At 31.9% G+C, this 14156-nt stretch carries 18 protein-coding genes; 3 read left to right on the top strand and 15 right to left on the bottom strand.

The annotated features are described in order from the left end of the window. Positions 1–85: 85 nt before the first annotated feature. Positions 86–274 carry a hypothetical protein gene (locus C8N27_RS10035; protein WP_121147236.1) on the top strand — a complete coding sequence of 63 codons (189 nt, stop codon included), beginning with the start codon at positions 86–88 and terminating at the stop codon, positions 272–274. A gap of 692 nt (positions 275–966) precedes the next feature. Here C8N27_RS10035 and ettA read toward each other — a convergent pair. The 13 genes from ettA to C8N27_RS09975 all read right to left on the bottom strand — a co-directional run bounded on the left by ettA (position 967) and on the right by C8N27_RS09975 (position 9017). Further along, positions 967–2658 (bottom strand): energy-dependent translational throttle protein EttA, encoded by a 1692-nt coding sequence (gene ettA / locus C8N27_RS10030; RefSeq protein ID WP_099216221.1) that lies wholly within the window; start codon positions 2656–2658, stop codon positions 967–969. A 19-nt stretch (positions 2659–2677) separates the two neighbouring features. Further along, a complete protein-coding gene (locus C8N27_RS10025) occupies positions 2678–2854 on the bottom strand; it encodes a CAL67264 family membrane protein (protein ID WP_099216284.1) in 177 nt (58 codons plus the stop codon). Between the two features lie 140 nt (positions 2855–2994). Further along, a complete protein-coding gene (locus C8N27_RS10020) occupies positions 2995–5019 on the bottom strand; it encodes an NADPH-dependent 2,4-dienoyl-CoA reductase (protein ID WP_121147235.1) in 2025 nt (674 codons plus the stop codon). 127 nt (positions 5020–5146) lie between these two features. After that, on the bottom strand, positions 5147–5296 hold the full coding sequence (locus tag C8N27_RS15930; protein WP_167444743.1) for a hypothetical protein: 150 nt from the start codon (positions 5294–5296) through the stop codon (positions 5147–5149). Between the two features lie 86 nt (positions 5297–5382). Continuing rightward, on the bottom strand, positions 5383–5619 hold the full coding sequence (locus C8N27_RS10015) for a hypothetical protein (protein WP_121147234.1): 237 nt from the start codon (positions 5617–5619) through the stop codon (positions 5383–5385). Between the two features lie 153 nt (positions 5620–5772). After that, complete coding sequence (locus C8N27_RS10010; protein WP_121147233.1) at positions 5773–6075, bottom strand: phosphoribosylpyrophosphate synthetase; 303 nt, start codon at positions 6073–6075, stop codon at positions 5773–5775. A 79-nt stretch (positions 6076–6154) separates the two neighbouring features. Continuing rightward, a complete protein-coding gene (locus C8N27_RS10005; protein WP_099216225.1) occupies positions 6155–6595 on the bottom strand; it encodes a MarR family winged helix-turn-helix transcriptional regulator in 441 nt (146 codons plus the stop codon). 56 nt (positions 6596–6651) lie between these two features. After that, positions 6652–6900, bottom strand: coding sequence for a glutaredoxin family protein (locus C8N27_RS10000; protein WP_099216226.1), 249 nt, complete (start codon positions 6898–6900; stop codon positions 6652–6654). A gap of 93 nt (positions 6901–6993) precedes the next feature. Beyond that, the gene (locus C8N27_RS09995; RefSeq protein WP_121147232.1) at positions 6994–7275 is read right to left on the bottom strand and encodes a GNAT family N-acetyltransferase; all 282 of its coding nucleotides are present in this window, start codon (positions 7273–7275) and stop codon (positions 6994–6996) included. Between the two features lie 2 nt (positions 7276–7277). After that, positions 7278–7709 (bottom strand): (4Fe-4S)-binding protein, encoded by a 432-nt coding sequence (locus tag C8N27_RS09990; protein WP_099216228.1) that lies wholly within the window; start codon positions 7707–7709, stop codon positions 7278–7280. A gap of 17 nt (positions 7710–7726) precedes the next feature. Then, complete coding sequence (locus C8N27_RS09985) at positions 7727–8257, bottom strand: NADPH-dependent FMN reductase (protein WP_121147231.1); 531 nt, start codon at positions 8255–8257, stop codon at positions 7727–7729. Then, on the bottom strand, positions 8257–8667 hold the full coding sequence (locus C8N27_RS09980) for an OsmC family protein (protein WP_121147230.1): 411 nt from the start codon (positions 8665–8667) through the stop codon (positions 8257–8259). Before C8N27_RS09980 ends, C8N27_RS09985 begins: the two co-directional genes overlap by 1 nt. Beyond that, positions 8667–9017, bottom strand: coding sequence for a DoxX family protein (locus tag C8N27_RS09975; RefSeq protein WP_121147229.1), 351 nt, complete (start codon positions 9015–9017; stop codon positions 8667–8669). Before C8N27_RS09975 ends, C8N27_RS09980 begins: the two co-directional genes overlap by 1 nt. 157 nt (positions 9018–9174) lie before the next feature. On the opposite strand from C8N27_RS09975, the gene C8N27_RS16175 reads away from it, so the two are divergent. Next, positions 9175–10134 carry a bifunctional helix-turn-helix transcriptional regulator/GNAT family N-acetyltransferase gene (locus C8N27_RS16175; protein WP_121147228.1) on the top strand — a complete coding sequence of 320 codons (960 nt, stop codon included), beginning with the start codon at positions 9175–9177 and terminating at the stop codon, positions 10132–10134. A gap of 12 nt (positions 10135–10146) precedes the next feature. Further along, entirely contained in the window at positions 10147–10524 is a 378-nt protein-coding gene (locus C8N27_RS09965; protein ID WP_121147227.1) for a cupin domain-containing protein, read from the top strand. 194 nt (positions 10525–10718) lie between these two features. Here the strand turns inward: C8N27_RS09965 and C8N27_RS09960 are convergent, their stop codons facing one another. Both C8N27_RS09960 and aceB read right to left on the bottom strand, forming a co-directional pair. Then, complete coding sequence (locus C8N27_RS09960) at positions 10719–12350, bottom strand: isocitrate lyase (RefSeq protein ID WP_121147226.1); 1632 nt, start codon at positions 12348–12350, stop codon at positions 10719–10721. A gap of 169 nt (positions 12351–12519) precedes the next feature. Then, the gene (aceB, locus tag C8N27_RS09955; protein WP_121147225.1) at positions 12520–14115 is read right to left on the bottom strand and encodes a malate synthase A; all 1596 of its coding nucleotides are present in this window, start codon (positions 14113–14115) and stop codon (positions 12520–12522) included. Positions 14116–14156 lie beyond the last annotated feature (41 nt).

The following is a 14156-nucleotide window of genomic DNA, read 5'->3' as shown; positions in this document are numbered from 1 at the left end:
TAATTCCCTTATTCTTATTACGGTTTTTAATCAAGTTCCATGACTTATATAATATAAATTTGTTTCACAATAAAAATTTACACTTATGTTAAGAAATATTTTAAAAGTAGGAACTATTTTAAAGAAAGAAGAGCAAAAATCAGTAAAAGGAGGAAATGACATGAAAGAATGTTCTTTAGGAGATCGTTGTCCTAGTGGATCTCAATTTCCTTCTGACTGCCTTCCAGCGGTCAACTTTTGTTGCGTTAATGGTTTTTATGAAATATGTAGTTAATAGTGACCTTATAACACAAAGAGCTATTAATTTATCTAAAGTTTCTAAAAAGGATAATTAGAGAACATATAAAAGTTCGTAAACCTCACCTGATTGGTGAGGTTTGTTTTTAAAATACGTAATTACCTTACATTTATTACGGTTTTTCTAAAGTTTACTTTTGACTTAATACATAAATTTATAACAACTTTAAAATTTATGATTATGTTAAAAAATATTTCAAACATCGGGCTTGTCTTAAAATCATCTGAACAAAAATCTATTACTGGTGGAATTACCAGTGTATGTCCTAGAGAAGGTTTGCCCTGTAACAGCCAATACCCTTCTCCTGTACACTGTATTACTGATGTTTCATATTGCTGTGTTGATGGCTACTTTGAAAAATGCTACTAAACTCATGAAATATAAACACTTATAAACCTCACCATTAAATGGTGAGGTTTTTTATACAATACCAAAAAACAGATATTTCACTATAAAACAATAAAAAATAACATAAATTCAATAAAATTACATTTTTATTGAATTTACGGCACAATAATTGTTGTTAAGAAAACTTTAACACAATTCGCTATACTATGAAAAACTATCTACAAAACAGTTTTACATTGAGGGGACAATTGTTATAGAAAAAGAAAAAACTCGAAGCTGCTAACTTCGAGTTTTATTTTATAAAATATTAGATAATAAATTTACCTGATTAACTTCTTGTATTTAATTCTCTTAGGCATTAAATCACCTCCTAAACGCTTCTTCTTATTCTCTTCATAATCAGAGAAAGAACCTTCAAAGAAATATACTTGACTATCTCCTTCAAATGCTAAAATGTGTGTACAAATACGATCTAAGAACCATCTATCATGCGAAATTACTACAGCACAACCTGCAAAATTCTCCAAACCTTCTTCCAAAGCACGTAGCGTATTTACATCTAAATCGTTAGTTGGCTCATCTAATAACAATACATTACCTTCTTCTTTTAGAGTCATTGCTAAATGTAAACGGTTACGTTCTCCTCCAGATAGGGTAGCTACTTTTTTGTTTTGCTCACTTCCTGAAAAGTTAAATCGACTTAAATAAGCCCTTGAATTTACTTGTTTACCTCCCATCATTACTAAATCTTGACCTTCTGAGAAGTTTTCCCAAATAGATTTTTCAGGGTCAATATTTGAATGTGATTGGTCAACGTAAGCAATTTTAGCTGTCTCCCCTACCTTAAAACTTCCAGCATCAGGAGTTTCTTCTCCCATGATCATTCTGAAAATTGTGGTTTTACCTGCCCCATTTGGACCTATAATTCCAACAATTCCTGCTTGTGGTAAATTAAATTCTAAGTTTTCATATAATAACTTATCTCCATAAGCTTTAGAAACACCAGTAGCTTCAATTACATTCGTTCCTAAACGTGGACCATTTGGAATATAGATTTCTAATTTTTCTTCCGTTTGCTTTTGGTCTTGACTCATTAACTTTTCATAGTTCTTCAAACGTGCTTTTTGCTTTGTTTGACGACCTTTTGCTCCTTGACGTACCCATTCTAACTCTCGTTCTAATGTTTTTTGACGCTTAGAAGCGGTTTTACTTTCTTGCGCTAAACGTTGTGATTTTTGATCTAACCAAGATGAATAGTTTCCTTTCCAAGGAATACCTTCACCTCTATCTAACTCTAAAATCCATCCTGCAACATTATCTAAGAAATAACGGTCGTGTGTTACTGCAATTACGGTTCCTTTATATTGTGCTAAATGATGCTCTAACCAATGTACAGATTCTGCATCTAAATGGTTGGTAGGCTCATCTAATAATAAAATTTCTGGTTCTTGTAATAATAAACGACATAAGGCTACACGACGACGCTCTCCTCCTGATAATACTCCTATTTTCTTATCACCGTCTGGCGTACGTAACGCATCCATGGCAATTTCTAACTTAGTATCTAGCTCCCAAGCATTAGATGCATCAATTTTATCTTGTAGTTCAGCTTGACGATCCATTAATTTTTGCATCTTATCTGCATCAGAATACACTTCCTCTAAACCAAACATGTCGTTTATCTTGTTGTATTCATCTAAAATAGCTACAGTTTCTGCTGCTCCTTCTTTAACAACTTCTAAAACAGTTTTGTTTTCATCTAACTGTGGCTCTTGTTCTAAATAGCCAACCTTATAACCTGGTGAAAATGTAACATCTCCTTGGTAATTTTTTTCTACTCCTGCTATAATTTTTAATAAGGTAGATTTACCCGAACCGTTTAAACCTAAAATACCAATTTTAGCTCCATAAAAGAAACTTAAATAAATATCTTTTAAAACTTGTTTTCCTGTACTTTGGTAGGTCTTAGAGACCTTATTCATTGAAAAAATGACTTTTTTATCGTCGCTCATTTCTTTATATTTTCTTTAATTAAACTCTTCCTTTTAAGGCATTAAATACCCATGCATTTGCAAAAAAACCTAAACCAACAGCACCAAAGCCATAACCAGCTATTTCATCATACTTAAATACTGCTAAACATATAAGTAAAATTCCCATTAATACCATTATAAGCGTTGCCCAACCTAGGACAGTGTTTTTGTTCATTGCCATAATTTACTTTTTTCAAAAAAATGTGAGCTACAAATATCGGTAATTATTTAGACTTATTCACTGTAGTTGTGTGCATAAAAAAAGTCTTGCTAATGCAGCAAGACTTTTTTAGTGATTTTAAATTTATATACAAACTAGAGTTCAGCAGCTAACCTACTTCCTTGATTTATGGCTCTCTTTGCATCTAATTCTGCTGCAACATCTGCTCCTCCAATTACATGTACTTTCATTCCTTTAGCTTCTAACGGCTCTAATAATTCTTTAAATGGAACTTGACCTGCACAAATGATTACATTATCTACTGGTAACACTTTTTGTTCTTCATTTTGAACATAGTGTAAACCTTCATCATCTATTTTTGTGTACTGTACCTCATTAATAAACTGTACTTTTTTTCTTTTTAATACTGAACGATGAATCCATCCTGTAGTTTTACCTAAATTTCCTCCAAACTTTCCTGAACTACGCTTGAACATAAATATCTCTCTAGGTGATGGGTGCATTTTTGGAGTAACTCCTTCAATTCCTGCACGTGCTTTTAATGTTTTATCTATTCCCCATTCTTCTAACCAAGCATCTACATTTAAAGAAGTGTTCTCTCCTTCGTGAGCTAAGTATTCTGAAACGTCAAAACCAATTCCTCCTGCTCCAATAACCGCAACACGTTTACCTACAGATTTCTTTAATTTTACAACATCAATATAACTCAATACTTTTTCGTGCTCTATACCTTCTATCCTTGGAGTTCTTGGCGTAATTCCTGTTGCTAAAATAACCTCATCAAAATTACCGTTGTATAAATCTTCTGCAGAAACTCTTGTGTTTAACTTTACATTTACGTTGTGTAATTCTAGTTGTTTATTAAAGTAACGAATGGTTTCATAGAACTCTTCTTTTCCTGGAATCTGTTTTGCAATATTGAATTGCCCTCCTGTTTCTTTATCTGCATCAAATAAGGTTACATCATGTCCTCTTTGTGCTGCTACTGTTGAAGCTGCTAATCCTGCTGGTCCTGCACCTACAACTGCTATTTTTTTCTTTTTTGATGTTGGATTATAGTTTAGCTCTGTTTCATGACATGCTCTTGGATTTACTAAACAGCTTGCCACTTTTTTCTGAAAAGCATGGTCTAAACAAGCTTGATTACAAGCTATACAAGTATTTATTTCGTCTACTCTTTCTTCTTTCGTTTTATTTACCCATTCAGGATCAGCTAAAAACGGTCGTGCCATTGAAATCATATCTGCATGTCCTTCTGCTAATACTTTCTCAGCAGTATCAGGCATATTAATTCTGTTAGAAGTAACTAACGGAATAGATAATTCTTCTTTCATTTTTTTAGTTACCCAAGTAAACGCAGCCCTAGGTACTGAAGTTGCTATAGTAGGTATTCGTGCTTCGTGCCAACCAATACCTGTATTGATAATAGTAGCTCCTGCTTTTTCTATTTCTTTCCCTAATTGCACTACTTCTTCCCAAGAGCTTACTTGCTCTACCAAATCTAGCATTGATAAACGATAGATAATGATAAAATGCTCACCAACTACTTCTCTAATTTTTCGAACTAACTCTACCGCTAAACGAATTCTATTTTCATATTTCCCTCCATAATCATCGGTTCGTTTATTTGTTCTTGTTACTATAAACTGATTGATTAAATATCCTTCAGACCCCATGATTTCTACTCCATCATATCCTGCTTCTTGTGATAACTTAGCACAGTTAACAAAATCTTTTACTGTTCTTCGTATTCCTGATTGCTTTAATGCAAACGGTTTAAAAGGAGTTATTGGTGATTTTATTTTTGAAGGTGCTACGTTAAATGGATGATATCCATAACGGCCAGAATGTAAAATTTGCATACATATTTTACCTCCTTCTTTATGAACTGCTTCTGTAATTACTTTATGCTCTCTTGCATGTTTTTTTGTGCTCATACGAGCAGAGAAAGGAGCTGTCCACCCCTGGATATTTGGAGAAATTCCTCCTGTAACAATCAAACCTACTCCACCACGTGCACGCTCTGCATAATAAGCAGCAATGCGCTCAATACCATTTTTTTCTTCTTCTAAACCAGTATGCATAGAGCCCATTAATACTCGATTTTTTAAAGTAGTAAAACCTAAATCTAATGGCTCGAAAATATGTTTGTATTTCATTGTTTTATTTTTATAAAATATTATGCACGCATAACAAATTGCAAGATACATATTTTTATAATATATTTTTCATATAAAAAAGACCTCATACTTAGTATAAGGTCTTTTAGGCATCTTGGTTTATTTATTACCACCAAATGATTATAATTAAACCATTTGAACATATTATAATTATAATAATTCTAACTTTGGTTCCATCGTTTAGTTCAGCTTCAAACCTGTAAACTGGTTGCCTTTCATACTCGTGTGGTACTTGTATTACATTACCATCCTCCATTCTATGTTCTGCTAAACCAACACCTGAAAATTCATCTTTTACAATACGGTAACTTTTTAAATCTTCTTTTTTAAGGTTTCCTTTTTCTAAAAATAATCTAAGGTTGGTTTTGCAACACCTTCTGGATTCATTGGGTATTCATCCGCTCTAACTACTCCGTAGTCTTCATGGTAATCTAATCTTAAATCATCTGTGGATTTTGCAGCTTTTGCATCGGCTGCTTCTATCTGAGTTTCGTTTGGTAGTACTGTTTCTTCGTTTTGACATGATGCAAATACCATGAAAAAGATACTTACCAACATTAGGGTTTTTAAAGTCTTCATAAAATATTAGTTTGGGTTAATTAATTAGCCCAAATATATCTTACCTCTATTTAGAAACTTATAGGCAAAAGGTTATTTATTACATAAGGAAAACATCTTAATTTTTTAAGGGAAATAACTCTTTTTTATCTACGATATCCTCTGGTTTTTAAATTATCGTACTATTTTTAATTTTTGAATCATTTCTGGAGAAAGAGAGTTAGCATACACTCCATAAGCATCAACTAAAACTCCTTTAACACCTGTTTTCGTCTGAATTGCATATACAACAGAATTGTCTCCTGCGCTACTCATGCCTTCAAATCGATATACCTCTACAACTTCAAAGGTATCTGGAGAGAAAATTTCTTTAGTATTTTTACTCTCTATTTCGTTTTCCTTCAAGTTAAAATCAAGAGTAAAACCTCTTTTCTGTAAATCTTTTAATGCTTCTGAAAGTGTATCATATGTATACATAACTTCTATTGTTTCACTTTCTTAAAAGATACAATATTTAAACTAGATTTCCTATTTATTTAATGAATAAGCACAAAATTTACTGTCTTATTTTATCCAGTAAACCACTAAGTTGTGTGGCTTCTTCTTCTGTTAAATTATCAATAAAATCTAAATGCAATTTATCATCTATTGTTTTTAAAAGCTTTTTTCCTTGTTGGGTAATACTTATATAAACCACTCTTCTATCATCTTCACATCTTTCACGGTCAATTAAGTTTTTCTCACATAATTTATCCATTAATCTTGTGGCGTTCGGAGCTCGTTCAATCATTCTATCTTTAATTGTTTGAACTTTTATTGCTTTTTTTGCTCCTCTTAAAATACGAAGAATATTAAATTGTTGTGGAGAAATACTGTACTGCTTAAAAAACTCATTTTCTTTACTGTTTATCCAGTTAGCAGTATATTTAATATTTATAAAAGCTTTGATTTTATTATTTGGAAATTTTGAATTGATGTCTTTTGAAATATCTCCCATTGTTTTGGTTATCGACTATTAGCCATTAGCCGGTTTATATTATTTAATAAAAAAGATTACCCTTTTAACTTTAAGTCTTGCATTAATTTGTTAAAAGTATCCGATGATGGTGTTAAGTACACTTCTTCATCAACAAATAGTGTTGGATATTTTACTTGACCATCATACAATTCTTTAGTATGTTCCTTTGCTTCATTATCAACAGAAACATCTTTGTATTCAAATGGTACTTCTGCAGATTTTAGAAAGTTTTTATATGCAACTGTATGTGCATGTCCTTTTCTACCGTATAAAACTATCTTCATTTTAACCTCCTTATTTTGAGTGCAAAAATACAAAATACACATTCATATACCAAGGAATATAAACTCTTTACAAATACTGAGAAGGAATTTTGTTTATGCTAAAACGTCTGAATATTCTAGCTTTTTATCAAAAACTGATTTAGCAAACGGACATAAAGGAAGGATTTTAATATTTTTATTCCTCGCAAACTCAACTGAAGCTGCTACTAACTTATATCCTGCTCCTTTTCCTCTTAAACTATCTCCAACCTCAGTATGGTCAATAATTAATTTATCTTTCCCTGCCCAAGTATAAGTCATTAACCCAGCTCTATTTCCTTCAACTTCTATATAAAACTCTCCCTTACTTCCTTTGTCTTCTTGCTGTACCTTCATGATTATCCTTTAAACTCTACTTTTACATGCGTACCATCACAATATGGCTTATTATGAGAAGCTCCACATCTACAAAATGCAGTTGTTTTATTTTTCTTTTCTGTACTACCATCTGGATTGGTTACATGCAAGGTTCCGTAGATTAATAAAGGGCCATTTTCTAGAGCTTCTACTTTAGTTTCTGTATGAGCTGCTGCTTGATTACCCTCTCTTTTTGAAATGTATGATAAAGCTCCTGATGGACATTCTTCTACTTGTTTTTTTATTCTTTCTGTAGTTGCTCCGTCCATGTTAATCCAAGGTCTATTTTGTGGATTAAAAACCTGTATCAATCCTTTCCAACATTTTTTTGAGTGGATACATGTATTTGGTTTCCAAACTACAGTAATATCATCATTACTATATTTTTTTACAATTTCCTTTGCTTCTGACATAATATTAAATTTTATGTTTATACTGCTTTTTGGAAAGTTGTAACTGCTTCTTTAATTTTTTGATTAAACTCCTCATTTACAACCCTTCCGTCTTTAAAGTTATCATAAAATTTTGGTAAAGAAAAATCCGCTATGACATTTGCCCCCATATGTGGAAAACCGTTTTTTGCTATGGACATAGATGATGCTCCACCTCTACCTCCTGGGGAAGTTGATAATAGCAACATAGGTTTATTATGCCATACTTTCTGCTCAATACGCGACATCCAGTCTATTATATTTTTAAAAGCTACCGTAAAATTTCCGTTATGTTCAGCTAACGATACCGCAATTCCATCAGCTTTTTTAATTTTATCCAGAAATTTTACTGCATTTTCTGGAATACCGTTTTCAGCTTCCTTATCAACTCCATAAATAGGCAATGGATAATCATTTAAATCTAATACAGAAACCTTAGCTTCCTCTAAGAAACCTGAAGCGTATATTACTAATTGTTTGTTTATTGATTTTTTACTATTACTCCCCGCAAAAGCAATTATATTCTTCATTATGTTGTTATTTTTGAATCAATTTCATTTTCTCCTTTCACCATTTTAGCTACTGGGCACTTACCTGCTATTTCTAATAATTTAACACGCTGCTCATCCGTAACTTCCTTTTCAAAAGAAATTTCTTCTACTAATGTTTTTTTTATTCCTTCTGGAGTTAATTGTTCTTTTTGACTGACATTTACTGTAACTCTTCCTAAGTCCCACCCTTTTCTTTCTGCGTACATTCGTAATGTTATTGATACACAACCACCAATTGCAGTTAATAAATATTCTACTGGGGTTGGTCCGTTATCGTCTCCTCCTTTATCCAAAGGTTCATCAATAACGGCAAAATGATTTCTCATTTTACCTTCTGCTAAGTAATTTCGTTCAGTTAAAGTAACTGTTGCTGTTGGATTATTGCTCATTATATTTTTTTACTATAAATATACGAAACTATTACTAGTACCATTGCAATTGCAGCACCTGTTTGCTCTCCATCTCCGATCATAAAATGAGCAAAAAAGGCAAGAATAAACGCAAAGAAAAAGCCTGCATACGCCCATTCATTTATAAACTTCCCTCTAAAAAACCATAATGCTACTAAACCTAATATTTTTGCTATTGCATAGGGATAAATAATGTATGTTGGATATCCAAATGCTGTAAACATTTTAGCTACTTCTGCATGGTTAAAAAAATACATTCCTGCTGAAAAAAACATCAATAATGTTAACAAGCCTGTAGCTACATAAAAAATAATTTTATCTCTTTTCATTTTAATTGTTGTTTAAAGTTCTTTTACAAATATATGAAAATATTTAATTATTTTCCATGGTATATATTTTCTAGGTATTTATTAAAATTAATAAGCAACTGTTTAAAATTAAAAAAACATTTATATTTGCAGTTATATAAGTACTTATATTTTATAAATGGATGCATTAAAAGGATTAGGAGAAATTGGTTTAGGCTCTAGATTAAAGAGAACTAGTGAATATATGATGCGTGAAACACAATTGGTATATGATGAGTTTAATATTGACTTTGACCCTTACCTATTCCCTACTTTTAAAATTATAAAAAACAAAGATGGTGTAACAAATACTGAGATTACCAACAGTTTAAAAACATCACAGCCCGCTACAACGCAAGCAATTAATAAGCTTCAAAAAAGAGGACTTATCACTCTAAAAGAAGATAAATTAGATAAGCGAAAAAAAGTTGTTTTTGTATCCGATAAAGGAAAACGACTTATTAAAAGTGTTACCCCAATTTGGAACAGTATTGAGTATATTATTAAAGAGTATACAAATATAAAATCTGAATCTCTAACTGAACTCATAAATGAGCTAGAAACTAAATTTAAAGAAAAGCCCTTCAGTAAAGCTATTATTGAACATATAAAAATGAATACAACAAAAAACACTGTATCAATTACCACATTTAAAGAAGAGTACAGCTCCTCTTTTTACGATTTGAATATTGAATGGTTAGAAACATTTTTCTACGTAGAACCTTATGATAAGGAAGTTTTAAGCAACCCTCATACATATATTATTAACAAAGGAGGACATATTTTCTTTGTTACATTAAATAATGAAATTGTAGGTACTGTTGCTTTAATGCCAATGGACGATTCTAACGTTTATGAATTAACTAAAATGGCTGTTTCACCAAAACACAGAGGTTACAAAATAGGACAACAGCTTATGCAGCATTGTATTGATTTTGCTAAAGAAAATAATTTTGATAAGCTCATTCTTTACTCTAACACAAAGCTTGAAAACGTTATTTACATTTATAGAAAATTTGGCTTTTTAGAAATTCCTTTGGAAGAAGGTTGCCCTTATGAACGTTGTAATATTAAAATGGAACTAAAAACAAACTCTTAATAATGTTGTGATATGGATACAACTCAAACAATTAATATTCAAAAGGAGGCTGAAAAGCTAATAGATTACTTTTCTCCTAAAATAATTTCTGAAGTTAATAATGAATACGTTAAAATCGCTAAAATTAAAGGAGAAGATATTCCGTGGCATAATCACGAAAATGAGGATGAGCTTTTTTATATTATTGATGGAAGCCTTCTAATGGAAATTGAAAATCAACCTAGTTTTACGATGAAAACAGGAGATTTATATGTAGTTCCTAAAGGTATCAATCACAGAGTTAGTTCTTCTGAAGAGTGTTTAATCATGCTCATTGAAACAAAATCTACCAAACATACTGGTGAAATAATAACCCCTATTACAAAATCTATTGAGAAACAAAAGTATTAAAGCTTTTATTGAAGAATATTATTATCAAAAAGAAAAAGCTCTCTTTTAAAAAGAGAGCTACTACTTCAAAATAAAATTTACAACTGCTAATTATAAATTTATACCATTAAATTAATAAGTAAAATTCCCGCTATGTAAACAAACAATTGAAACAAACCAAACATAACGGGAAGTTTACAAACAACTAAGATTTTTTATATAACCGCTGCACTTTCTTCTTCTAATCTTTTGTCTTTTGCTCCTGCTTCAAATTGATTAGACGTATTTTTTTCTCCACCCGCTTTTAATGCCTTGTCTCCTGCAAAAAATGTTTTATGATCATCTCCTAAATCTGAACCAGCCATACGCTGATGTTTTACACACGACACTCCTTTTCTAATTTCTTGTCGTTGCACACCTTTTACGTAAGCTAACATTCCATCTTCCCCAAAATAACCTTCTGTTAAATCATTCATATGTAGTGCTGTTGTATGGTACGTTGGTAAAGTGATTAAATGATGAAAGATTCCTGCTTCTCTTGCCCCATCTATTTGGAACGTTCGAATTTTCTCATCTGCTAATTGGCAAAGTTGTGACCCGTCATAAGCTACATCCATTAAATTATTTCTATCATATATTGAAACATCATATCCTTGCATTACCATTTCATCATATGCTTGATTACGGAAATTTAAAGTCCAGTTAAATGATGGTGAGTTGTTGTATACTAATTTTGCATTTGGTACTACAGCTCTTACTCTATTTACCATATTTGCTATTTGCCCTACATGAGGTGTAGGTGTTTCAATCCAAAGTAAATCTGCACCATTTTGCAAGCTTGTAATACAATCTAGCACTACCCTATCAATATTAGTTCCTTCTCTAAATTTATACAAACCATTTGCCAAACGTACAGGACGTACCAGCTTTCCTCCACGTTTTAACAACACATCATCTTCCCTTGCTTCTTCAATCGTAATTTCTTCAGCCTCTACAAAAGCTAGGTATTGTGATGCTAAATCTCCTGGCTCTTGACTTACTGGTAATTTTTGTGTTAACCCTGCTCCTTCTGAATCCGTTCTAGCAACAATAACCCCATCTTCTATACCTAATTCTAAAAAGGCATACCTAATTGCATTAATCTTTGCTATAAAATCTTCATGTGGTACAGTTACTTTTCCATCTTGATGTCCGCATTGTTTAGCGTCTGAAACTTGGTTTTCTATTTGAATAGCACAAGCACCAGCTTGAATCATTTTTTTTGCTAATAAATACGTTGCTTCTTCATTTCCAAAACCAGCGTCAATATCTGCAATAATTGGTACAATGTGCGTTTCGAAATTATCGATTTCATTTTGCACGTCTTCTCCGTTTTCTAATCTTCTAAATAAATCGTTTAATTCAATAGCGTCTGCTTGACGCAAAAAATCATAAATTTCTTCAATTAACGCAGGAACTGCTGTTTTTTCATGCATTGACTGGTCTGGTAACGGTCCGAATTCTGAGCGTAACGCAGCTACCATCCATCCAGAAAGATATAAATAACGTTTACTAGTAGTTTTATGATGTTTTTTAACCGCAATCATTTTTTGCTGTGCTACAAACCCATGCCAGCATCCTAAAGATTGTGTATAGTTAGATGGATCTGCATCGTAAGCAGCCATATCTTTACGCATAATAGCAGCGGTATATCTAGCAATATCTAAGCCAGTTTTAAAGCGGTTTTGTGCTACCATTCTAGCTGCATTTTCTGGTGATACTGAATACCAAGTTGATCCGAACTTTTTCTTTAATTCTTTTACAGTTTGTAAAGCAGAACTATAATTAGCGTGTGCTAAATTTTTCATAATTTTGTGATTGATAAGGTTATTAATTTTTATTGATAGCTCGCCCTCTTAAATGTTGCCGCATTTTTGAGGGCTTTTTTTACTCGATAATCGAGATTAAATATTTCAAGTTTAGTCTGTATATTAAGATATTTGTTTACATAAGAACTTGTTCTCTAAATAATTTATACTACAAGTATTTATACGCTGGTAAGGTTAAGAATTCAACAAATTCTTTGTTTAAAATTAACTCGTCAAATAATTGAATAGCTAATTCAAATTTCCCGTTGTTGTATCTGTCTTCACCTACATAACTTTTTATTTTTTTTAATTCTTCTTTTTTAAATTGCTTATACATTCCTTCTGTAAATGTTCTACCATCTTCAAGCATTACGCTTTTATGCAACCATTGCCATACTTGTGTTCGAGATATTTCAGCTGTTGCTGCATCTTCCATTAAGTTATACAAAGCAGCTGCTCCTTGCCCCATTAACCAAGATTCTATATACAGAATTCCAACGTTAATGTTTTCTCGTATACCATTTTCAGTAATTGTACCTTCAGGTAAGGCCACTAAATCTTCTTCAGTAATAGTTAAATCTTTTAGCTTTTTATCTATTTGATTGGCATTAGGCATTGTTTTATTAAAAACATCCATTGCAACTTCTACTAAACCAGGATGAGCAACCCAAGTTCCATCATGACCATTCTTAACTTCTTGTTCCTTATCATTCTTCACCTTTGCAAAAGCTTCTTTATTTAACTCATCGTTATTCTTAACTGGAATTTGTGCAGCCATTCCCCCCATTCCATGTACACCTCGTTTATGACATGATTGAATAACTCGTAACGAATATGCTTTCATAAATGGACTACTCATGGTTACTTGTGATCGATTTGGCACTATAAAACCAGTGTGATTTCTAAACTTTTTAATGTATGAGAAAATATAATCCCAACGACCACAGTTTAATCCAGCCATATGATCTTTTAACTCATAAATAATTTCATCTAACTGAAAACTTGCTGTAATTGTTTCAATTAACACTGTTGCTTTAATTGTTTTTTGTGGCACTCCTAAATATTCTTGCGCAAAGACAAAAACACCATTCCACCAACGTGCTTCTTTGTAATGTTCTAGTTTAGGTAAATAAAAATAAGTTGCACTTCCTCGCTCTTGTAAAGTTTTGATATTATGGAAAAAGTACAAACCAAAATCAACCAAAGAACCTGACATTTCTACTCCATCAATCAACAAATGTTTTTCGTTTAAGTGCAATCCTCTTGGTCTTACTAATAAAGTAGCTACTTTGTCTTTCAACTCATAGCTTTTATCTTTTCCAGCGTTGTAAAATGAAATTGTTTTATTTACCGCATCTCGTAAGTTCACCTGACCATCTAAAATATTTTGAATTGTAGGTGAATTACTATCTTCAAAATCTGCCATAAATGTTTTTGCTCCAGAATTTAAAGCATTGATAATCATCTTACGCTCTACTGGTCCTGTAATTTCTACTCTCCTATCTAACAAATCTTCAGGTAATGGAGCACATACCCAATCGCTTTCTCTAATTTCTTTCGTTTCTAAAGGAAATGTTGGATTATTTCCTGCATCAAAATAAGCTTGTTCTATTTCTCTTTCAGCTAATAACTGAAGTCTTTGAGTATTAAACTTTTCTTGAAGTTGAATTAAAAACGCTTTGGCTTCGTCAGTTAGAATACTTTTATACTCTGTTTGATCAAAACCTACACATTGAATTTCTTTTGCTAAAACATCTTGATTCATATCTATTTATTTTTTTCTTATTGATTGACAGTTCAATATTA

Origin of the sequence: Tenacibaculum discolor (genome assembly GCF_003664185.1) — a bacterium.
GTDB lineage: Bacteria > Bacteroidota > Bacteroidia > Flavobacteriales > Flavobacteriaceae > Polaribacter > Polaribacter discolor.
This window is presented reverse-complemented; position numbering and strand designations above follow the sequence as displayed.

Coding starts and splice junctions, on each gene's coding strand:
- C8N27_RS10010 (WP_121147233.1), bottom strand. CDS start 6,075: ATGTATACATATGATACACTTTCAGAAGCATTAAAAGATTTACAGAAA.
- C8N27_RS09980 (WP_121147230.1), bottom strand. CDS start 8,667: ATGAGCAATAATCCAACAGCAACAGTTACTTTAACTGAACGAAATTAC.
- C8N27_RS09995 (WP_121147232.1), bottom strand. CDS start 7,275: ATGAAGGTACAGCAAGAAGACAAAGGAAGTAAGGGAGAGTTTTATATA.
- C8N27_RS09960 (WP_121147226.1), bottom strand. CDS start 12,350: ATGAAAAATTTAGCACACGCTAATTATAGTTCTGCTTTACAAACTGTA.
- C8N27_RS10020 (WP_121147235.1), bottom strand. CDS start 5,019: ATGAAATACAAACATATTTTCGAGCCATTAGATTTAGGTTTTACTACT.
- C8N27_RS10005 (WP_099216225.1), bottom strand. CDS start 6,595: ATGGGAGATATTTCAAAAGACATCAATTCAAAATTTCCAAATAATAAA.
- C8N27_RS16175 (WP_121147228.1), top strand. CDS start 9,175: ATGGATGCATTAAAAGGATTAGGAGAAATTGGTTTAGGCTCTAGATTA.
- C8N27_RS09965 (WP_121147227.1), top strand. CDS start 10,147: ATGGATACAACTCAAACAATTAATATTCAAAAGGAGGCTGAAAAGCTA.
- ettA (WP_099216221.1), bottom strand. CDS start 2,658: ATGAGCGACGATAAAAAAGTCATTTTTTCAATGAATAAGGTCTCTAAG.
- C8N27_RS09990 (WP_099216228.1), bottom strand. CDS start 7,709: ATGTCAGAAGCAAAGGAAATTGTAAAAAAATATAGTAATGATGATATT.
- C8N27_RS10000 (WP_099216226.1), bottom strand. CDS start 6,900: ATGAAGATAGTTTTATACGGTAGAAAAGGACATGCACATACAGTTGCA.
- C8N27_RS10035 (WP_121147236.1), top strand. CDS start 86: ATGTTAAGAAATATTTTAAAAGTAGGAACTATTTTAAAGAAAGAAGAG.
- C8N27_RS09985 (WP_121147231.1), bottom strand. CDS start 8,257: ATGAAGAATATAATTGCTTTTGCGGGGAGTAATAGTAAAAAATCAATA.
- C8N27_RS15930 (WP_167444743.1), bottom strand. CDS start 5,296: ATGGAGGATGGTAATGTAATACAAGTACCACACGAGTATGAAAGGCAA.
- C8N27_RS10025 (WP_099216284.1), bottom strand. CDS start 2,854: ATGAACAAAAACACTGTCCTAGGTTGGGCAACGCTTATAATGGTATTA.
- C8N27_RS10015 (WP_121147234.1), bottom strand. CDS start 5,619: ATGAAGACTTTAAAAACCCTAATGTTGGTAAGTATCTTTTTCATGGTA.
- C8N27_RS09975 (WP_121147229.1), bottom strand. CDS start 9,017: ATGAAAAGAGATAAAATTATTTTTTATGTAGCTACAGGCTTGTTAACA.
- aceB (WP_121147225.1), bottom strand. CDS start 14,115: ATGAATCAAGATGTTTTAGCAAAAGAAATTCAATGTGTAGGTTTTGAT.